Source organism: Marinobacter qingdaonensis (genome assembly GCF_034555935.1).
GTDB classification, from domain to species: domain Bacteria; phylum Pseudomonadota; class Gammaproteobacteria; order Pseudomonadales; family Oleiphilaceae; genus Marinobacter; species Marinobacter qingdaonensis.
Window position 1 is genome coordinate 2,060,037 of record NZ_JAYDCJ010000003.1, and the last position, 19,059, is coordinate 2,079,095.

Consider the following 19,059-nt stretch of genomic DNA (forward strand, 5'->3'; position numbering starts at 1 on the left):
CCCGTGGACGACACCGTTGCTGACAACCGGCCGCTGAAGATTCTGATCGCCGACGACAGCGACACCGATCGCCTGATCCTCCGGGCACTGGTCAAACGGCTGGGGCACGAGGTCTACGACGTCGGCAATGGCCAGGAAGCGGTGGCAATGTTCCAGCAGGCGGCACCGGACATCGTACTGCTGGATGCGCTCATGCCGGTGCTGGATGGCATGGAGGCAGCGCGCCAGATCAAGGACCTGGCCGGCGAGCGCATGGTTCCGGTTATCTTCCTGACCTCCCTGTCCGAAGCCGGCGAACTGGCCCAGTGCCTGGAAGCCGGCGGCGACGACTTCCTCAGCAAACCCTACAACCGGGTCATCATCGAGGCCAAGATCAAGGCCTTCAACCGGATGCGGTTGATGCACCAGACCCTGTCGGACCAGCGTGACCTGATACATGGCCGCAACCAGTTGCTGATGCGGGAGCAGGAAACCGCCAAGCGGGTGTTCGACAACGTCGCGCACACCGGCTGCCTCGACGCCTTCAACCTCCGACACCATGCCTCCCCCCTGGCCATTTTCAACGGTGACGTGCTGTTTGCCGCGCCGCGCCCGGCCGGCGGCATGCTGGTGTTCATCGGCGACTTCACCGGTCACGGTCTGCCAGCCGCCATTGGTGCCATGCCGGTGGCGGAAATTTTCTACGGCATGACCCGCAAGGGCTTCAAGGGCACCGACGTGCTGCAGGAGATCAACCAGAAGCTGAAGCAGATCCTGCCTGCCGGCATGTTCTGTTGCGGCGGCATGATCGAGGCCGACTTCAAGCAGAACCAGGTGCGGGTGTGGAACGGCGGCCTGCCGGATGGCTGGCTGGTGCCGACCAACGGCGACTGCCAGGCGCTGCCGTCCCGGCATCTGCCCCTGGGCATTCTGCGGCCGGAGCAGTTTCAGCCCGAGATGGACCTGTTGACCACCGCCCCCGGCGATCAGGTGCTGATGATGACCGACGGCGTGCTTGAGGCCCGCAATGCCCGGGGTGAGATGTTCGGCGAGGTTGGCGTGCTCCGGGCGCTGCAGCAGAGCCAGGGCAATGGCAGCCAGCCGGTGGATGCGGTCATGACCGCGGTGCGCGCGTTCACCGGTGATCAGGAGGATGATTCGACCCTGCTGGGGCTGGAAATGGTCGACGAGGCCGGTATCTCCGAACTTCAGGACCGGTCCATCCCGTCGGTGCTGTCCGGGCCCACGGAATGGCGGTGCGTGTACGAGGTTCGCGAGCGCACCCTGGGTGATTTCAGTCCGCTGCCCTTGCTGCTGCACATCTGCATGGAGGTGCCCGGCCTGCGGCGCCGGAGCGGTGAGATCTACACGCTGCTGGCGGAACTGTACAATAACGCCCTCGAGCACGGCGTGTTGGAGTTGCCGTCGGACTGGAAGCATTCGTCCGAGGGCTTTGGCCGCTACTATGAGGAACGCCGGCGCCGGCTTGGCCGGGTCGAGGGGCACTTCATCCGCTTCAGTCTCAACCACACCATGACCGACACCGGCGGTCGCCTGCGGGTGGTCTGTGAGGACAGCGGTCCGGGGTTTGATTTTCACAACCACCCGGCGCTGGTCTCGGGCGACCCGCCCGCGGCGACCTCCGGCTACGCCGGTCGAGGCTTGATGTTATTGAAACGGCTGGCAGAATCGGTCACCTTCCACCAGCAAGGTAACCAGGTTGAAATTGTTTACGACTGGGACGCCGTCTCCGGCTCGCTGGAGCCGGAGACGGCGTCCCAGTGACCACAAAGAGAGATACACAATGGGGTTGGTATGAACACGAAGCCACACCTGGACGAAGAGGCTCTGGCTGAGCTTCAGGACGTCATGGAAGATGAATTTGAAATCCTGATCCACACCTTTATCAACGACTCCCGGGAGCGCGTGGCCGGCCTGCGGCACGCCATTGAAAGCCGGGACACCACCGCGGTCGCGCACACGGCCCACAGCTTCAAGGGCAGTTGCATCAACATCGGCGCGCCCCAGCTGGGTGAGCTGTGTCGTCAGGTCGAGGCCGCTGGCAAGGCCGAGGACCTGACCGAAACACCGGCGTTGCTCCAGGCCATCGAATCCGAATTCCACACCGTTTGCGGCTTGCTGGAAGGTTTGCTGGTCCGCTGATCCTGTTTTCACCCCGCTGGCATCGCTTTTGCAAAAGCTCTGAAAACCGCCCGTCATGCCAATGAAAACCGGCAACTGAGGGGTGTTCACGAGATCAAAGCGGCAAGAGGTTGCCATGTCCCAGATGGTTCTTCCCCAGACTCCCGCCCCCGGGATGCAGAACGACGCCAACCCCGTAAAGTCCGGCTCCACCCGCGAGTCGGACGGCGAAAGCCGGTACGAGGCCGTGTCCCGCGCCGAGCAAAAGCGCCTGGACCGGCAGCAATCGGAGCGACCGGATGAGCGTCGGGCCAAGGAGCCGGCCCGGGCGGAAGACCAGCCCCGGAACAGCGACAAGGCGGATCAGCCCAACGGGCAATCCCGGGTCGATGCCGAGTCGCGTGCGGCCAAGGCCGAGAAGGCCGGTGCCGGTGAGGACGGTGAAGTCATTGCCGCCGAGACCGCCGGCGAGCTGGAGGAGGTGTCTGCACCGCTGACCTTCGCCGAATTGCAGGCCTTGTTGGTGCCGGCAAATCCGGCCGGCAACCCGGCGGCGACGTCGGTCGCTGCCGGCACCAACGGAGCGTCCTCCGCTCTGGCCGCGATGATGCCGGGGCAGGGCGGCAGCGCCGGAGCCGTGGCGGGCAAACCCGGCCAGGGCCAGACGGCCGCGCCGGGCATGACCGCCGGCCTGCAGCTGACCGAAGCCCTGGCCTCGACTCTCGGTTCGGAAACCGCGCGCCCGGCCGATCCGACCAATCTGATCGCCTCCGGTCGATTCCAGTCGGCCCTGGAGGTGGCGGGACAGCAGGCGGCCAGCGCCAACGCCGCCAAAGTTCCGACGGAGGCGGCGGTACCGCTGCGCAGTTACGCCACCTCCATCGATATCCCTGTGGGCCAGGCCGAGTGGGGCGACAAGGTGGTGGGCAAGCTCAGCTGGCTGACCGCCAGAAATATGTCGGTGGCCGAGATCCACCTGACGCCGCCGGACATGGGGCCCATGGAGGTCAAGGTGCGGGTCCAGAACGAGCAGGCCAACATCACCGTGCACGCCGCCAATCCAGTGGTCCGGGATCAGCTGGAACAGAACGCCCATCGACTGCGGGACATGCTCGGAGAGCAGGGCCTGAACCTGTCGCGGTTCGACGTCTCGGATTCGCCCCAGCAGCGCAGTGGCGAGCAGGGCCCGGGTGAGGGCCAGGATGGCGGCGCCGGCGGCCGGTCCGAGTCTGCCGGTCTGGCGGAGGTTGACGACGCCGAGGCGCAGGCGGCCCAACTGGATCTCAGCTGGAAGGGCGAAGTCGACGTGTTTGCCTGAGTGTCCGGGCAGACGTCGCAAGCCATTATCTCCTCGGGAATTTCTCCTCAAACTGCTTTGCCCATCCCTCCGCGCAGCGCTAAACTGCGGTTTTGAATTGGCGGGATGGGCGTTCTGGCCCACCCTTTGCTTACATACACATAAAGTCGCGGATTTACCCTCCGTCTGACGGTTTTCTGGCGAAGCGGACACTATGGCTGAAAACAGCGCGGCCGAAGAGGCCCCGGCAAAGAAAGGCAAGCTCAAACTGATCATCATGCTGGTGCTGGTGGTCGTTCTGGCCATCGTGCTGTCGGTGGTCGGTACCCTCTGGTTCCTGGGTGGCAGCCTGCCGGGCATGGCCGGTGACGACGACCCGTCTGCCGAAGAGACTGCAGAGGAAGTCTTCGTGCCCAGTACCTATGTGGAACTGGATAAGGCACTGGTCACCACGGTCCAGGCTGGTGGCCGCCAGCGCTACGCCCAGGTTCACCTGTCACTGGAAGCCAAGGATCCGCAGGCGCTGGCCGCCGCCGAGCTGCACATGCCCCTGATCCGCAGCCAGCTGGTGACCGTGCTTGGTAGCAGCCAGTTCAACGAGCTGCAGACGCCGGAGGGTCGACGCGCCCTGGCCGAGCAAATGTCCAGTACCGTCAACCAGGTGCTGGAGCAGGAGGGCGAGCCCGCCATCGAGCGGGTGTTGTTCAGAAATTTTGTGGTGCAATAGGCCCCGACGTGGGTAAGGCAATTCAGCGGCAGGACTAGTTATGCAGGACTTGTTGTCACAGGACGAAATCGATGCCCTCCTCCACGGGGTGGACGATGGCGACATCGATACCTACGAGGAGACCGACGATACCGGTGTAAAGTCCTACGACCTCGCCAGTCAGGACCGCATCGTTCGCGGTCGCATGCCGACCCTGGAGATGATCAACGAGCGTTTTGCCCGTTACACCCGGATCAGCCTGTTTAACCTGATGCGCCGCAACGCCGACGTCTCCACCGGGGGCGTGCAGATCATGAAGTTCGGCGAGTATATCCACACCCTGTACGTCCCCACCAGTCTCAACCTGTGCAAGGTCCGCCCCCTGCGCGGCACCTCCCTGTTCGTGCTCGACGCCAAGCTGGTGTTCAAGCTGGTGGACAACTTCTTCGGTGGCGAAGGGCGTCACGCCAAGATCGAGGGCCGGGAATTCACCCCGACTGAAACCCGGATCGTGCAGATGGTGCTGGATCAGGTGTTCAAGGACATGAAGGAAGCCTGGCACGCGGTCCTGAAGGTGGATTTCGAGTACCTGAGTTCGGAAGTGAATCCGGCCATGGCGAACATCGTCAGCCCGAGCGAGGTGGTGGTGGTCAGCACCTTCCACATCGAACTCGATGGCGGCGGCGGTGAGCTGCATTTCGCGCTGCCGTACTCGATGATCGAACCGATCCGGGACGTGCTCGATGCCGGAGTCCAGAGCGACATCGACGACGTCGACGAGCGCTGGGTCAACGCCCTGCAGGAAGACATCAAGGACGTGGACGTGCCGGTGAACACCACCGTGTGTCGCCGCCGCATCTCGCTCCGGGACATCGCCAAGATGAAGGCCGGGGACATTATCCCGGTGGAAATCCCCGAGCACCTGACGGTCACCGCCAATGGCATTCCGATCTACAAGGCCACCATGGGCACTCGGGACGGAAAGCTGGCACTGAGAATTCAAGAACGGGCATCCCTGCCCAAGGTCAAGAAACAATTGAAGGTGGGACGCAATGGCTGACGACAAGAACGAGCAGCAGCTCAGCGAAGACGAGAAGCTGGCGGCCGAGTGGGAAGCGGCCATGGAAGAATCCGGGGACGACGCCGGTTCCACCGAGGACGAGTGGGCTGCGGCCATGGAGGAGGCGGGTGAGACCGGCAAGGGCGACGACGTCCAGACCGCGCCCATGGAAGAATTCGACCACGCCCAGCCGAGCCAGGGCTCGGGCACGGCGCCGGACATGGACGTGATCCTGGACATTCCGGTGACCATCTCCATGGAGGTGGGCAACACCCAGATCCCGATTCGCAACCTGCTGCAGCTGAACCAGGGGTCGGTGATCGAACTCGATCGTCTGGCCGGTGAGCCGCTGGATGTGCTGGTCAATGGCACCCTGATTGCCCACGGCGAGGTGGTCATGGTGAACGAGAAGTTCGGCATTCGCCTGACCGACGTGATCAGCCCGGGCGAGCGCATCAAGCGCCTGCAGAAATAACATGCGGGCCAAGCTACTGACCCTGGTCGCCCTGGCCATCCTGGTTCTGTCCCATCCGGCCCTGGCCCAGGACGGTGAAGCGCCGGCCCAGGCCGCGCAGGCGGCCAAGGCGGCAACCGAAAGCCAGGTGCGGGCGCCGGATACCATGGGCACCCTGGTCAGCCTGGGTATCGGGCTGCTGGCGGTGATCGCCATCATCTACGGCTGCGCCTGGATCATCCGCCGCATGAACGGGATGACCGGCATGAACAACCAGGCCATCAAGGTGGTGTCGGTGATGGCCCTGGGTGCCCGCGAACGCATTGCCCTGATCGAGGTGGGTGGCCAGCAGATCCTGGTGGGCATCACCCCCTCCGCCATTCGCACCCTGCACGTCTTCGACGAACCCGTGGTGGACGCCAGCAATCCGCCGTCCGGGGATTTTGCCCGGCGCCTGCAGGGCATGATCGGTCGATCCTGGAACGCGCCAACGAGGAACGATTGATCTCATGCCTGCCCTGATGACACAGCGACTGCTGCCGCTCCTGGTTTTGCTGCTCGGGCTTGTCTTTGCGCCCGTGTCGCTGGCCCAGGAGTCCGGTGGCATTCCCGGCATCCCCGCATTCACGGTGGAGCCCGGCGAAGGCGAGGGGGTCCAGGAGTACTCGGTAACCCTGCAGATCCTGGCGCTGATGACCGCGCTGACCTTCCTGCCGGCGATGCTGATGATGATGACCTCGTTCACCCGCATCATCGTGGTGTTCGCCATCCTGCGCCAGGCCCTGGGGCTGCAGGCCACGCCTTCGAACCAGATCCTGCTTGGGCTGGCGCTGTTCCTGAGCATCTTCATCATGAAACCGGTGATCGAGGAAGCCAACCGGGTCGGGCTCCAGCCCTACCTGCAGGAAGAGGTCACCTCCCTGGAGGCGGTCGAGCGCGCCAGCGTGCCGTTCAAGAAATTCATGCTCGAACAGACCCGAGAAAGCGACCTGGCGCTGTTCATGCGCATGGCCGACGAGCAATACGAGACGCCGGACGACGTATCCTTCTGGGTGCTGATGCCGGCGTTTGTCACCAGTGAGCTGAAAACGGCGTTCCAGATCGGCTTCATCCTGTTCATACCCTTCCTGATCATCGACATGGTGGTGGCCAGCGTGCTCATGGCCATGGGTATGATGATGCTGTCGCCGATCATCATCTCGCTGCCGTTCAAGATCATGTTGTTCGTGCTGGTGGATGGCTGGGCCCTGATCATGGGCACCCTGGCCGCCAGTTACGGGATATAGGGGGCGTTATGACTCCGGAAACCGTCATCGACATTCTGCGGGAAGCGCTCTGGATGATCGTGCTGCTGTCGGCGGTCATCATCGGCCCGGGCCTGGTGATCGGCCTGGTGGTCAGTACCTTCCAGGCCGCCACCCAGATCAACGAGCAGACCCTCAGCTTCCTGCCGCGACTGCTGGTCACCCTGATCGTGATCATCGTCGCCGGTCCCTGGATGCTGACCCAGCTGCTGGATCACGCCAACCGCCTGATCTCTAGCATTCCCTACCTGATCGGCTGACGGATGCTACCGGCGGAATTCAGTGCGGATCTGATTGGCCAGTGGGTGGGCCAGCATCTCTGGCCCCTGTTCCGGTTGGCCAGCTTCCTGATGGTCATCCCCATCTTCGGCACCCAGCTGGTGCCGGCAAGAATCCGTCTGGGCCTGGCCCTGCTCATGACCATTCTGATTGTCCCGATGCTGCCGCCGGTGCCCCAGGTCGAAGCCCTGAGCGCCGACGCGGTGGTGATCACCCTGCAGCAGATCCTGATCGGCGTCGGCATGGGCTTTGCGCTCACTGCCCTGTGGCAGTTGTTCGTGGTGGCAGGCCAGATGATCGCCATGCAGATGGGCCTGGGCTTCGCTTCCATGGTGGATCCGGCCAACGGCGTCAACGTGCCGGTGCTGTCGCAGATCTACACCATCACCATCACCCTGCTGTTCCTGGCCATGAACGGGCATCTGGCGGCGTTCGAGGTCTTCATCGAGAGCTTCCGGACCATGCCTATCGGTCTGGACGGCCTGGGGCAGGGCGGTGTCTGGGAGTTGGCGCACCGGATCAGCTGGATGTTCGCCTCGGCCATGCTGCTGGCGCTGCCGGCGGTGACCGCGGTGCTGATCGTGACCCTGTCCTTCGGCGTGATGACCCGGGCGGCGCCGCAGATGAACATCTTCGCCCTGGGCTTCCCGATTGGCCTGATTTTTGGATTGTTTGCTATCTGGGTGCTGCACGCCAACTTTCTGCCGCACTTTGACCAGTACACCCGGGCAAGCTTTGAATTCATGCGCCAGTTGCAGGGGCAACCCTGAGCGCCCACTGACCTCCAGACGTTGAGCCATGGCCGAAGAGAACGACAACAGTCAGGAAAAAACGGAAGAGGCCACGCCCCGACGACTTGAAAAGGCGCGGGAGGAGGGCCAGACGGCGCGGTCCAAAGAGTTGGCGACCATGGCCGTGCTCATGGCCGGCGCCGGCAGCCTGATGATCTTCGGGGCCAGCCTGGGCGGTACCCTGGAAGCCATCATGCGCGACAGCTTCGTGCTCGAGCGAACCGCGATCTTCGACACCCGGCACATGAGCGTCCAGCTCATTGCCTCCGCCAAGGAGGCGGCCTGGGCCCTGGCCCCCATCCTGGTGGTCTTGCTGGTGGCGGCCATCGCCGGCTCCATCGGCATCGGCGGCTTGCTGTTCAGCGGCAAGGCCATCGCGCCAAAATTCAGTCGCATGAACCCGATCAAAGGCCTGGGGCGCATGTTCTCGGCCCGGTCCCTGGTCGAACTGGTCAAGGCCATCGCCAAGGTCGGATTGGTGATGGCGGTGGCGATCCTGATCCTGAACCTGCGCACCGAAGACCTGCTCAGCATCGCCGAGGAACCGGTGGTACCGGCCATGGAACACGTGCTCTGGACCCTGGGCTGGAGCTTCTTCCTGTTGTCCTGCGCCACCATCGTCATCGCCCTGATCGATGTGCCTTTCCAGATCTACGACCACCAGAAAAAGCTGCGCATGACCAAGCAGGAGGTCAAGGACGAGTTCAAGGACACCGAGGGCAAGCCCGAGGTCAAAGGCAAGATCCGCCAGCTCCAGCGGGAAATGGCCCAGCGCCGCATGATGCAGGACGTGCCCTCGGCCGACGTGGTCATCACCAACCCGACCCATTACGCGGTGGCGCTGAAGTACGACCAGAACGCCATGGGCGCGCCGGTGGTGGTGGCCAAGGGCGCCGACGAGGTGGCCTTCAAGATCATGGAGATTGCCCGCGAGCACAAGGTGGAAGTGCTGCGCACGCCGCCGCTGACCCGGGCGGTTTACCACAACACCGACCTCGGGGAGGAGATCCCCGACGGCCTCTACATGGCCATCGCCCAGGTGTTGGCCTATGTCTTCCAGCTACGCCAGTTCCGCAAAGGGCGCGGTCCCAAGCCCGGTATGCCTGAGTTCCCGATACCGTCGGATTTGCGTCGGGACGTATGATTTCATGGATCCCAGCCTGCTCGATTTCGGGAAGGGCGTTTGTGGGTGGCCCTCCCAAAAACCGCTACGAGCACGTCCATGTGCGCTTGTGTCCGGCCATCCATGGCCTCCCACATTTTTGGGAGGGCCACCCACAAACACCCCCGAATCGTGAGAAAGGCTGAGCCTGAAAGGACTGCCACGAGTATTCGACGGGTTGATGCAATCGCAGATCTATTGCCGCAAGTTGCGGTGGCTGTGGGGAATGGCTTTCCAAAACTGTGCGGAGCCATGGATGGCGGAGCTCAAGCGCCACATGGACGTGCTTGAGCGGGTTTTGGAAAGCCATTCCTCGCAGCCACCTGCGCCAATCCCATCAGGCTGGGAAACTAGGTCGCCCCCTTATCACTAAGGCCCGATTCAATCACCCGAACCATCGGCTCACCGCGACTCTCGGGAATGGCCAGGCGGTCGTACCAGTTACGTGGGTCGTGGACCACAGCGGAGTGGAAGCCGCAGTCGAGGAAATGGCGACGGGCCTCGTCGTCGGTCTGGAAGTGGAACGAGACCTGGCTGCGGGTGGCGGCGCCCAGGAGTTTGCCCAGGGCGTTGAGGGAGCCGTTCAGCAGTGGCGGTCGGGGGCGGTAATAGCTTTCGGTCAGGTAGACCGAGCCGGGGCGCTGGGCCAGGGCGGCGGCGAGTCGTTGCCAGAAGGTGGTGATCACGTCCAGCGAGAAATAGCTGGTCAGGCCTTCGGTAACCACGATCACCGGTTTGCGGTTATCGAATACCCGGTCGAGGACCTGTTCCAGCTGGTGTTCGCCGTGGTCGGCCAGGATGTCGATGGGGGTCACCTGGTGGTTGCTTCCCAGGCGGTCGGCGGCCAGCAGTCGCAACGCCTTGCGGCCGGCCATGTCTGGCAGGTCGGCCTCGACCATGTGGATGTCGGGGTGGCGTTGGCGCAGTCGGATGCCCCGGGGCGACATGCCGCAGGCGATTTCCAGCACCTGGGTGATGCCCTGGCTGGTGATGGCCTGGTCGATCAGTTCATCGATGATCAGGTGGCGTTGCAGCAGGAAGGTTCTGATGTTGCCGCCGATGGCCAGCTGGCTGGCGGACTCGAACGGGGTCATCAGGTGGTAGAGCCAGCGCCCCTGGCGGGTGGCGAGGCAATCGTCGGAGAGTCCATACCGGTGCCAGACGGCACCGGTATAGAGGGCGGTAAAGCTGATGCCCGAGCTGTCAGTTGGTTTGCTGCTCATAGACCGCTTTACCCCAGGCCTCACGGCGGCCAGGCAGGATCAGGTTCAGGATGATGGCGGCCACGGCACACAGGGCAATGCCTTCCAGGTGCCCCAGCACCATGCCACCGATACCGAACACCAGAGTGACGCCCACAATCACCAGGTTGCGGGACTCAGCCAGATCCACCTGGTGGCGAATCAGGGTGTTCAGGCCAACCACGGCGATGGAGCCGAACAGCAGGCACAGGATGCCGCCCATGACCGGAACCGGGATGGTCTGCAGCGCCGCACCGAACTTGCCGACGAAGGCCAGCACGATGGCGGTCACGGCGGCCCACCACATCACTTTCGGGTTGAAGTTCTTGGTCAGCATGACCGCGCCGGTTACCTCCGAGTAGGTGGTGTTGGGCGGTCCGCCCAGGGCCGCGGCGGCGCTGGTGGCCAGGCCGTCGCCGAGCAGGGTGCGGTGCAGGCCGGGCTTTTCCAGGTAGTTCTTGCGGGTCACGTTGCCGATGGCCAGCACGTCACCGATGTGCTCGATGGCCGGGGCGATGGCGACCGGGATCATGAACAGGATGGCGCCCCAGCTGAATTCCGGGGCCACGAAGTTCGGCACCGCCAGCCAGGGGGCTTCCTGGATCGGGGTGGTGTCGACGATGCCGGCAAAGGCCGAGAGGACGTAGCCGGTCACTACGCCAAACATGATCGGAATCAGTCGGAAGATGCCTTTGGCAAACACCGACATGACGATAGTCACGGCCAGGGAGATCATGGCGATCCAGATGGCGGTGTCATAAGGAATCAGTTGGGTGGCGCCATCACCGGTGCGACCGGACGCCATGTGCACCGCCACCGGTGCCAGCCCCAGGCCAATGGTCATGATCACCGGGCCAATCACCACCGGTGGCAGCAGGGCGCGCACGAAGCCGGTGCCGCGCAGGCGCACCAGGCCGGACAGGAAGATATAGAGGATGCCGGCGGCCATCAGGCCACCCAGGGTCTCCTCCATGCCGAATCGGCCCTTGGAGGCGATCACCGGTGCGATGAAGGCAAAGGATGACGCCAGGAAAATCGGGATCTGGCCGCCGGTCACCACGTGAAAGATCAGGGTGCCGATACCGGCGGTGAACAGGGCTACGTTCGGGTCAAGGCCGGTAATCAGGGGCATCAGCACCAGCGCGCCGAAGGCCACCAGCAGCATCTGCGACCCCGCGATGGCCTGTTTCCAGACCGGATCTTTGGTGTGGTCCTGCATGATCAGACGTCCTTCTGCTTGGTACCGAAGATCTTGTCACCGGCGTCACCCAGGCCGGGCAGGATGTAGCCTTTCTCGTTCAGGCGCTCGTCCACCGACGCGGTGTAGATGGACACGTCCGGGTGTGCCTCCAGAACCTTCTCCACCCCTTCCGGCGCGGCCACCAGGACCAGGGCACGGATCTCGGTGCTGCCGGCTTTCTTGAGCAGGTCGATGGTGGAAATCATGGAGCCACCGGTGGCCAGCATCGGGTCGACGATCAGCGCCATGCGCTGGTCCAGTTCGCCCACCAGCTTTTCCAGGTAGGTGCTGGCTTCCAGGGTTTCCTCGTTGCGGATCTGGCCGACGACGCTCACCCGGGCGACCGGAATCAGGCTCAGCACGCCGTCCAGCATGCCCAGGCCGGCGCGCAGGATCGGTACGATGGTGATCTTCTTGCCGTGAATCTGCTCCACGTTGACCGGGCCGGCCCAGCCGTCGATGGTCTGCTCCTGCAGGGAAAAGTCCTTGGTGGCTTCGTAGGTCAGCAGGGCGCCGACTTCCTGTGCCAGTTCACGAAAATTCTTGGTGCTGATGTCCGCCCGGCGCATCAGGCCAAGTTTGTGTCGGATCAGGGGGTGTTTAACCTCGTGGATTGGCATAGGTCACCTGTGTCGTTATCTGTAGGGTTTTGCAGCGCGTTAAATGGCGCAAGGATACCGTATCTGGTCGGGTACGTCAGGCGGCGCTGGGAGAAAGGTGGGGGAAATTGAGTAAGGAGTGGTACGGATCTTGCCACACTGCCATCAGATGACGCCGTTGCGTCAGGTTTTCGACCCCGAGAGCCCAGTAACGAACCGCCAATCGGAGAAATGCCCGGCATGGACAGAGCTTTGGTCCTCAACAACGTCAAATCCCTGACGCGGGGAAATCTTGGCATTCCCATCATGCTGATGGGCCTGCTCGGCATGATGATCCTGCCGATGCCGGCGTTCCTGCTGGATGTGTTCTTCACCTTCAACATCACCCTGTCCATCGTCATCCTGCTGGTGTGCGTGTACGCCATGCGGCCGATGGAGTTCGCTTCCTTCCCCACGGTCCTGCTGGTGGCCACCCTGCTGCGGCTGGCCCTGAACGTGGCGTCGACCCGGATTGTACTGCTCGAAGGTCATGAAGGCGGTGACGCCGCCGGTAAGGTCATCGAGTCCTTTGGTGAGGTGCTGATCGGCGGTAACTACGCCGTTGGCCTGGTGGTGTTTGCGATTCTCATGATCATCAACTTCCTGGTGGTTACCAAGGGTGCCGGCCGGGTCTCGGAAGTCAGCGCCCGCTTCACCCTTGACGCCATGCCGGGTAAGCAGATGGCGATCGATGCCGATCTCAACGCCGGCCTGATCAATCAGGACGAGGCCAAGCATCGCCGCTCGGAGATTGCTCAGGAGGCCGACTTCTACGGCTCCATGGACGGTGCCTCGAAATTCGTCAAGGGCGATGCGGTCGCGGGTCTGCTGATTCTGGCCATCAACATCATCGGCGGCGTGGCCATCGGCATGCTCCAGCACGACCTGACCTTTGGTCTGGCCATGCAGCGCTACGCCCTGCTCACCATCGGTGACGGCCTGGTGGCACAGATCCCGTCGCTGCTGCTGTCCACCTCCGCCGCCATCATGGTGACCCGGGTGACCTCCAGCCAGGACATGGGCGGCCAGATTCTCAGCCAGATGTTCAGCGCGCCCAAGGCGCTGGCCATCGCCGCCGCCATCCTGATCATCCTCGGCCTGATCCCGGGTATGCCGCACGTGGCGTTCCTGGGTCTGGGCACCCTGGCCGGCGCCGCCGCCTGGTACATCTGGAAGCACGACCGCCAGACCGTGGAAGAGGAGGGCGTCTTTGCCGGGCGCGGAGGCTCGGCTGGCATGCCCTGGACCACCGGTCAGGATCTGCCGGCCGGTGCCGACAGCGAGACCGGTCGGCAATTGCCGGCGCCGTCGGAAACCAAGGAACTGGGCTGGGACGACGTGGCCACCGTCGATATTGTCGGGCTGGAAGTGGGCTACCGGCTGATCCCGCTGGTGGACAAGTCCCAGGGTGGACAGCTGCTGAGCCGGATCAAGGGCGTGCGCAAGAAGCTGTCCCAGGATCTGGGCTTCCTGATGCCGTCGGTGCACATCCGCGACAACCTCGACCTGATGCCCAACGTCTACCGCATTACCCTGATGGGGGTCACCATCGCCGAGGCCGAGATCCACCCGGAGCGCGAGCTCGCCATCGATCCCGGGCAGGTGTTCGGCAAGGTGGAGGGGATCGAAGGCAAGGACCCGGCCTTCGGTCTGGAGGCCATCTGGATCGAGCCGGACAAGAAAGACCAGGCCCAGACCCTGGGCTACACCGTGGTCGATGCCAGCACCGTGGTCGCCACCCACCTGAATCAGGTGCTGCAGAAGCACGCCCACGAACTGCTCGGCCATGAGGAGGTGCAGAAGTGGCTGGACCAGCTCGAGAAGGTGTCGCCCAAGCTGGCCGAGGAGCTGGTGCCCACTACCGTGTCCATCAGTTTGCTGCTCAAGGTGCTGCAGAATCTGTTGAAGGAAGAAGTGCCGATCCGGGACATGCGTTCCATCGCCGAGGCCATCGTCAACGTCCACCCCAAGAGCCAGGACCCGAAACTGCTGACCACCGTGGCCCGTCAGGCCCTGCGGCGGATGATCGTGCAAAGCATCTGTGGCAATGAGGCCGAGATCCCGGTCATCACCCTGGATCCAGACTTGGAACAGTTATTGCTGAAGTCTGTTCAGCAGAGTCAACAATCCGGCGGTCAGGACGACATCGGACTGGTTCTGGAGCCGAACATGGTGGAGAAGCTGCAGCGTTCCCTGCAGGAAAGTGTTCAGCGCCAGGAGATGCTCGGCAAACCGGCGATTCTGCTGGTATCCGGCCCGCTGCGGCCGGTGCTGGCAAGGTTTGCCAGCTACGGGGTCGAGCGCCTGCACGTGCTCTCCTACCAGGAAATCCCGGATAACAAACAGATCACGATCGTGGCGTCCGTTGGCCAGTAACGGAACCGAACATAACGCGACCGGCGCCCGAGCGGCACCGCCGGTGGAGGAAGAGGCAAGATGAAAGTAAAACGGTTTTTTGCTCAGAGCATGGCGGAGGCCCTGAAGCAGGTCAGTGAGCAGATGGGACCCGATGCCGTGATTCTTTCCAATCGTCGGGTGGACGGCGGCGTCGAAATCGTGACGGCCCTGGACTACGACGAGAACATGGCGCGCCAGCGTCTGGGTGAGCAGGCCGAAACCGCCACCAATGGCTCCCGCCTGGCTGAGATGCAGGCCGACCAGCATCGCCGGCTCGAGGACGAGCTTAGCCGGTCCCGGGATCGTATCCGCGAAGTGCGGGAGAAGCGGGCAAGCCAGGGCGCGAGCTACGCCGAGGCCTCGTTTGCCGAGCTCCATGAGGCCGCCGTGACCGAGGCCGTTGAGCCGGCGCCCGCGCCCGTAACCAAGGGCTATTCCGATGAACTGGCCCAGATGCGGGCGGAGATCAGTTCGCTGCGTGACTTGATGAGCGCCCAGGGTGCCGAGGCCGCCAAGCCCGCCGGCTCCGCCGTACAGCAACGCCTGGCCGAACGGCTGCAGGAGTTTGGTCTGAGCAGCGACCTGGCCGGCTCACTGTCCCGTCGGCATCAGGGCGGGCGGCTGGAGGACGGCTGGAAACAGGCTTTGAAGATGCTCGCCACCGGGGTTCGCACCTCGCGCCAGGAATGGCTGGATGAGGGCGGCGTCTACGCCCTGGTGGGCCCGACCGGCTCCGGCAAGACCACCACCATCGGCAAGCTGGCGGCCCGGTACGTGCTCAAGCACGGCGCCGACTCCCTGGCCCTGGTGACCACCGACCGCTACCGGGTCGCCGCCCACGAGCAGTTGTTCGTGTTCGGTCGCATCCTGAATGTGCCGGTGCGGGTGGTGGACGAGAGCCACACCCTGGACGACATCCTGGACGAGCTGTCCGACCGGCACCTGGTACTGATCGACACCGCCGGCCTGACCAGCTCCGACCGTGGCTACCAGGAGCAATTGTCCGAGCTGGCGCGCAGTCACCACCAGATCCGGACCCACCTGGTGGTGTCCGCCACCAGCCAGCCGCGCATCATGAAATCCGTGTGGCATTGCTATAAGATGGCTAATCTTTCGGGCTGCGTGATGACAAAGATTGACGAAGCCCTGACACTTGGCGAATCCTTGGGGTTTGTGATGGAAACCGCGTTGCCGGTGGCCTACTACACGGACGGTCAGAAAATCCCCGAGGACCTGCATCACGCAGACGCAGTTCCCCTGGTACGGTTGGCGGTTGAGCGCCTGAAGAGCCTGCAGCAACAGCAATCGGTTGCCGAGGGGGCCTGAGCTGGACACACCCGTACCGGATGATGGAGTATCCGGCGTGCACAACCGGCGCCGTTAATAATAAGACGAGCCCTCGGAACAATTGGCGAGAGACACGAATTAACATGAGCAGAGCAAATCCGGTACAGGTGATTGCGGTTTCCGGCGGTAAAGGTGGGGTCGGCAAAAGTAACGTGTCGGTCAACCTGGGCATCGCCCTGGCGCAGAAAGGTCGGCGCGTGGTGATCCTGGACGCCGACCTTGGGCTGGCCAACATCGATGTTCTGCTCGGCATAACCGCCAACCGCAACATTTCCGATGTGCTCTCGGGCGAGTGCGACCTGAAAGACGTTCTGGTCGACGGCCCGGGTGGCATCAAGATTGTGCCGGCGTCGTCCGGTACCCAGCGCATGACCCATCTGAGCGCCATGGAACACGCCGGCCTGATCAACGCCTTCAGTGAGCTGGGCGACCAGATTGACGTGCTCATCGTCGATACCGCCGCCGGCATCTCGGAATCGGTGGTCAGCTTCCTGCGCGCCTCCCAGGAGTTGCTGTTCGTGGTCTGTGACGAGCCGACTTCGATCACCGACGCCTACGCCCTGATCAAGCTGATGAACCGCGAGTACGGCACCAACCGTTTTCGCATCCTGGCCAACCAGGTGCGCAACGAGCAGGAGGGGCGGCACCTGTTCGAGAAGCTGGCCCGGGTCACCGAGCGCTTTTTGGACGTGGCCCTGCAGTACGTGGGCATGGTGCCCTACGACGAAGCCGTCAAGAAATCCGTGCAGCGCCAGCGCGCCGTGCTCGATGCCTACCCCCGGGCCAAGGCATCGCTGGCAATCAAGGCGCTGGCGGACAAAGTGGACAACTGGCCGCTGCCTTCCTCGCCTCGCGGGCATCTCGAATTCTTCGTGGAGCGGCTCGTCGAAGTCTGAATCTGATCCAGTCAAAACAACACCGGATACATGACATTGGCGAAAAATCTGGGAATCTACCAGCAATCTGGCACGACCGGCGCTGCTCAGCTGATTGAGGAGCACGCCCCGCTGGTCAAGAAAATAGCCCTCCATCTGATGGCCCGGCTGCCGGCCTCCGTGCAGCTGGAAGACCTGATGCAGGCCGGCATGATCGGTCTGCTCGAGGCGGCCCAACGCTACAGCTCCACCAAGGGTGCCACCTTCGAAACCTACGCCGGTATCCGCATCCGCGGCGCCATGGTCGATGAAATCCGCAAGGGCGACTGGGTGCCCAGGTCGGTTCACCGCAACGCCCGCCGCATCTCCCAGGCCATCAAGGCGGTCGAGGATCGTCTCGGCCGTGAAGCCCAGGACCACGAGGTGGCCGAGGAGCTGGGCATAGAGCTGTCCGAGTACCACGCCTCCCTGTCCGATGCCAACAGCGGACGACTTTTTAGCCTCGATGAGCTTAATGAATCCGGAGAGCTGCCGATAGAAGAGGCAGAGGCCAGTGATAATCCGCTCGATGGCCTGGCGTCTGACGCCTTCCGGCGCAATCTGGCCGAGGCGATCGAAGACCTGCCGGAGCGGGAAAAACTGGTGCTGAGCCTGTACTACCAGGAAGAACTGAACCTGAAAGAAATCGGGGCGGTGCTTGGGGTGAGTGAAAGCAGGGTCAGCCAGATTCACAGTCAGGCGGCATTACGGTTGCGGGGGCGACTGGCCGGCTGGCGCCAGGACACCGACGACTAGGTTTGCCGCCCGTGTGTCCCGTTCATGGAGCTCTGTAGTTTTTGGTAACCGATGCTTTACATGGACAGCAAAGAACAGACAATAAGTGGTCAAAACCGCGGCCTGCTAGATGTTGTGCTTAAAGGTCAAACGAATTCCGGGTGTTACTAACTGGAGGTCCCATTGGACAAGAACATGAAAATCCTCATCGTGGACGACTTTTCCACGATGCGACGGATCATCAAGAACCTGCTGCGTGATCTGGGTTTCAGCAACACCGATGAGGCGGATGACGGCAACACCGCACTGCCGATGCTGAAGAGCGGCAAGTACGATTTTCTGGTCACCGACTGGAACATGCCGGGGATGTCCGGGTTCGACCTGCTCAAGGCCGTGCGTGCCGACGAGAGCCTGAAGACCCTGCCGGTTCTGATGGTGACCGCGGAAGCCAAGCGTGACCAGATCGTGGCGGCCGCCCAGGCCGGCGTCAACGGCTACGTGGTCAAGCCGTTCACCGCCGCCGTGCTCAAGGAAAAGATCGAGAAAATCTTCGAACGCATCCAGTAACCAGAGGTCGGATGGCTCTCATGAGCGATACCAGCAAGAACCATCGAAGCCTCGATCCGGAGGTGACGGAAAAGCTCCAGCGTCAGAGTGCGGAGCTGGCCGATAGTGTCCAGGCCGGGGACTTTGCCCAGGCCATGACCGTGATCAACGAACTGAGTGAGGTCAGGGACCAGAGTCTCTACCGCGAAGTGGGGCGTCTGACCCGGAGCCTCCACGAAGCCATTCGCAACTTCCAGATTGACCCGCGCAGCGCCGAACAGCAGGAAGCCCTGTCGAAAATGAGCGACGCCTCGGATCGTCTGGAGTACGTGGTGCAGATGACCAGCCAGGCCGCCAACCGCACCATGGATCTGGTGGAAGAGACCATGCCGGTGGCGCACGAGGTCCGGGACGAGGCAACCGCCCTGCGGGACGAGTGGCACCGGCTGCGCCGACGCGAAATGCAGCCGGCCGAGTTCCGCGAACTGTACGGTCGCATCGATCGCTTCTTCGAGTCCCTGTCGACCGATGCGGGCACCATGTACAACAACCTGTCCGAGATCTTGTTGGCCCAGGATTTCCAGGACCTCACCGGCCAGGTGATCCAGAAGGTCACGGCCCTGGTGAAAGAGGTGGAGGAGCAGATGCTCAGCCTCGTGGTGATGGCCAGTCATGTCGACCAGCTCACCGGCACGGTGCACCAGATCGAAGAGTCCGAGGTATCGGCCGAGCAGGGCGTCGGGCCACAGATCAAGGCCAACGAACGTGAAGATGTAGTCTCGGGACAGGACGATGTCGACGACCTGTTGTCCAGTCTCGGTTTCTGA

At 63.1% G+C, this 19,059-nt stretch carries 20 protein-coding genes; 17 read left to right on the forward strand and 3 right to left on the reverse strand.

Annotated features, from left to right (window positions below):
* Positions 1–3: 3 nt before the first annotated feature.
* The 11 genes from U5822_RS12660 to flhB all read left to right on the forward strand — a co-directional run bounded on the left by U5822_RS12660 (position 4) and on the right by flhB (position 9,156).
* Positions 4–1,764 (forward strand): ATP-binding SpoIIE family protein phosphatase, encoded by a 1,761-nt coding sequence (locus tag U5822_RS12660; RefSeq protein ID WP_322855980.1) that lies wholly within the window; start codon positions 4–6, stop codon positions 1,762–1,764.
* A 30-nt stretch (positions 1,765–1,794) separates the two neighbouring features.
* Positions 1,795–2,142 (forward strand): Hpt domain-containing protein, encoded by a 348-nt coding sequence (locus tag U5822_RS12665; RefSeq protein WP_322855981.1) that lies wholly within the window; start codon positions 1,795–1,797, stop codon positions 2,140–2,142.
* Between the two features lie 115 nt (positions 2,143–2,257).
* The gene (locus tag U5822_RS12670) at positions 2,258–3,439 is read left to right on the forward strand and encodes a flagellar hook-length control protein FliK (protein WP_322855982.1); all 1,182 of its coding nucleotides are present in this window, start codon (positions 2,258–2,260) and stop codon (positions 3,437–3,439) included.
* 193 nt (positions 3,440–3,632) lie between these two features.
* On the forward strand, positions 3,633–4,145 hold the full coding sequence (locus tag U5822_RS12675) for a flagellar basal body-associated FliL family protein (RefSeq protein WP_322855983.1): 513 nt from the start codon (positions 3,633–3,635) through the stop codon (positions 4,143–4,145).
* A gap of 40 nt (positions 4,146–4,185) precedes the next feature.
* Positions 4,186–5,184, forward strand: a complete 999-nt coding sequence (fliM, locus tag U5822_RS12680; RefSeq protein WP_322855984.1) for a flagellar motor switch protein FliM — start codon at positions 4,186–4,188, stop codon at positions 5,182–5,184.
* Positions 5,177–5,659, forward strand: coding sequence for a flagellar motor switch protein FliN (gene fliN, locus U5822_RS12685; protein ID WP_322855985.1), 483 nt, complete (start codon positions 5,177–5,179; stop codon positions 5,657–5,659). The genes fliM and fliN overlap by 8 nt, the downstream gene beginning before the upstream one ends.
* Before the next feature lies 1 nt (position 5,660).
* Positions 5,661–6,143, forward strand: coding sequence for a flagellar biosynthetic protein FliO (fliO, locus tag U5822_RS12690; protein WP_322855986.1), 483 nt, complete (start codon positions 5,661–5,663; stop codon positions 6,141–6,143).
* Between the two features lie 4 nt (positions 6,144–6,147).
* Positions 6,148–6,924, forward strand: coding sequence for a flagellar type III secretion system pore protein FliP (gene fliP / locus U5822_RS12695; RefSeq protein ID WP_322855987.1), 777 nt, complete (start codon positions 6,148–6,150; stop codon positions 6,922–6,924).
* Between the two features lie 8 nt (positions 6,925–6,932).
* A complete protein-coding gene (gene fliQ, locus U5822_RS12700; RefSeq protein ID WP_322855988.1) occupies positions 6,933–7,202 on the forward strand; it encodes a flagellar biosynthesis protein FliQ in 270 nt (89 codons plus the stop codon).
* A gap of 3 nt (positions 7,203–7,205) precedes the next feature.
* Entirely contained in the window at positions 7,206–7,991 is a 786-nt protein-coding gene (gene fliR, locus U5822_RS12705) for a flagellar biosynthetic protein FliR (RefSeq protein ID WP_322855989.1), read from the forward strand.
* Positions 7,992–8,019: 28 nt separating this feature from the next.
* Positions 8,020–9,156 carry a flagellar biosynthesis protein FlhB gene (gene flhB / locus U5822_RS12710; RefSeq protein ID WP_322855990.1) on the forward strand — a complete coding sequence of 379 codons (1,137 nt, stop codon included), beginning with the start codon at positions 8,020–8,022 and terminating at the stop codon, positions 9,154–9,156.
* Between the two features lie 368 nt (positions 9,157–9,524).
* Here the strand turns inward: flhB and U5822_RS12715 are convergent, their stop codons facing one another.
* The 3 genes from U5822_RS12715 to upp are packed head-to-tail and all read right to left on the reverse strand — an operon-like array spanning position 9,525 to position 12,275.
* On the reverse strand, positions 9,525–10,397 hold the full coding sequence (locus U5822_RS12715) for a class I SAM-dependent methyltransferase (protein ID WP_322855991.1): 873 nt from the start codon (positions 10,395–10,397) through the stop codon (positions 9,525–9,527).
* Positions 10,378–11,634, reverse strand: coding sequence for a uracil-xanthine permease family protein (locus U5822_RS12720; RefSeq protein WP_322855992.1), 1,257 nt, complete (start codon positions 11,632–11,634; stop codon positions 10,378–10,380). The genes U5822_RS12715 and U5822_RS12720 overlap by 20 nt, the downstream gene beginning before the upstream one ends.
* 2 nt (positions 11,635–11,636) lie before the next feature.
* The gene (gene upp / locus U5822_RS12725; protein WP_322855993.1) at positions 11,637–12,275 is read right to left on the reverse strand and encodes a uracil phosphoribosyltransferase; all 639 of its coding nucleotides are present in this window, start codon (positions 12,273–12,275) and stop codon (positions 11,637–11,639) included.
* A gap of 219 nt (positions 12,276–12,494) precedes the next feature.
* Here upp and flhA point away from each other — a divergent pair, with 219 nt between their 5' ends.
* The 6 genes from flhA to U5822_RS12755 all read left to right on the forward strand — a co-directional run bounded on the left by flhA (position 12,495) and on the right by U5822_RS12755 (position 19,059).
* Complete coding sequence (gene flhA / locus U5822_RS12730) at positions 12,495–14,669, forward strand: flagellar biosynthesis protein FlhA (RefSeq protein ID WP_322855994.1); 2,175 nt, start codon at positions 12,495–12,497, stop codon at positions 14,667–14,669.
* A 60-nt stretch (positions 14,670–14,729) separates the two neighbouring features.
* Positions 14,730–16,016 (forward strand): flagellar biosynthesis GTPase FlhF, encoded by a 1,287-nt coding sequence (gene flhF / locus U5822_RS12735; RefSeq protein ID WP_322855995.1) that lies wholly within the window; start codon positions 14,730–14,732, stop codon positions 16,014–16,016.
* 104 nt (positions 16,017–16,120) lie between these two features.
* Positions 16,121–16,933 carry a MinD/ParA family protein gene (locus U5822_RS12740; RefSeq protein ID WP_322855996.1) on the forward strand — a complete coding sequence of 271 codons (813 nt, stop codon included), beginning with the start codon at positions 16,121–16,123 and terminating at the stop codon, positions 16,931–16,933.
* A gap of 30 nt (positions 16,934–16,963) precedes the next feature.
* Entirely contained in the window at positions 16,964–17,707 is a 744-nt protein-coding gene (locus U5822_RS12745; protein WP_322855997.1) for an RNA polymerase sigma factor FliA, read from the forward strand.
* A 162-nt stretch (positions 17,708–17,869) separates the two neighbouring features.
* Positions 17,870–18,253, forward strand: coding sequence for a chemotaxis response regulator CheY (gene cheY, locus U5822_RS12750; RefSeq protein ID WP_138439470.1), 384 nt, complete (start codon positions 17,870–17,872; stop codon positions 18,251–18,253).
* Positions 18,254–18,273: 20 nt separating this feature from the next.
* Entirely contained in the window at positions 18,274–19,059 is a 786-nt protein-coding gene (locus U5822_RS12755; protein WP_322855998.1) for a protein phosphatase CheZ, read from the forward strand.

Coding starts and splice junctions, on each gene's coding strand:
- U5822_RS12665 (WP_322855981.1), top strand. CDS start 1,795: ATGAACACGAAGCCACACCTGGACGAAGAGGCTCTGGCTGAGCTTCAG.
- U5822_RS12670 (WP_322855982.1), top strand. CDS start 2,258: ATGTCCCAGATGGTTCTTCCCCAGACTCCCGCCCCCGGGATGCAGAAC.
- U5822_RS12675 (WP_322855983.1), top strand. CDS start 3,633: ATGGCTGAAAACAGCGCGGCCGAAGAGGCCCCGGCAAAGAAAGGCAAG.
- fliM (WP_322855984.1), top strand. CDS start 4,186: ATGCAGGACTTGTTGTCACAGGACGAAATCGATGCCCTCCTCCACGGG.
- fliN (WP_322855985.1), top strand. CDS start 5,177: ATGGCTGACGACAAGAACGAGCAGCAGCTCAGCGAAGACGAGAAGCTG.
- fliO (WP_322855986.1), top strand. CDS start 5,661: ATGCGGGCCAAGCTACTGACCCTGGTCGCCCTGGCCATCCTGGTTCTG.
- fliP (WP_322855987.1), top strand. CDS start 6,148: ATGCCTGCCCTGATGACACAGCGACTGCTGCCGCTCCTGGTTTTGCTG.
- fliQ (WP_322855988.1), top strand. CDS start 6,933: ATGACTCCGGAAACCGTCATCGACATTCTGCGGGAAGCGCTCTGGATG.
- fliR (WP_322855989.1), top strand. CDS start 7,206: ATGCTACCGGCGGAATTCAGTGCGGATCTGATTGGCCAGTGGGTGGGC.
- flhB (WP_322855990.1), top strand. CDS start 8,020: ATGGCCGAAGAGAACGACAACAGTCAGGAAAAAACGGAAGAGGCCACG.
- U5822_RS12715 (WP_322855991.1), bottom strand. CDS start 10,397: ATGAGCAGCAAACCAACTGACAGCTCGGGCATCAGCTTTACCGCCCTC.
- U5822_RS12720 (WP_322855992.1), bottom strand. CDS start 11,634: ATGCAGGACCACACCAAAGATCCGGTCTGGAAACAGGCCATCGCGGGG.
- upp (WP_322855993.1), bottom strand. CDS start 12,275: ATGCCAATCCACGAGGTTAAACACCCCCTGATCCGACACAAACTTGGC.
- flhA (WP_322855994.1), top strand. CDS start 12,495: ATGGACAGAGCTTTGGTCCTCAACAACGTCAAATCCCTGACGCGGGGA.
- flhF (WP_322855995.1), top strand. CDS start 14,730: ATGAAAGTAAAACGGTTTTTTGCTCAGAGCATGGCGGAGGCCCTGAAG.
- U5822_RS12740 (WP_322855996.1), top strand. CDS start 16,121: ATGAGCAGAGCAAATCCGGTACAGGTGATTGCGGTTTCCGGCGGTAAA.
- U5822_RS12745 (WP_322855997.1), top strand. CDS start 16,964: ATGACATTGGCGAAAAATCTGGGAATCTACCAGCAATCTGGCACGACC.
- U5822_RS12755 (WP_322855998.1), top strand. CDS start 18,274: ATGAGCGATACCAGCAAGAACCATCGAAGCCTCGATCCGGAGGTGACG.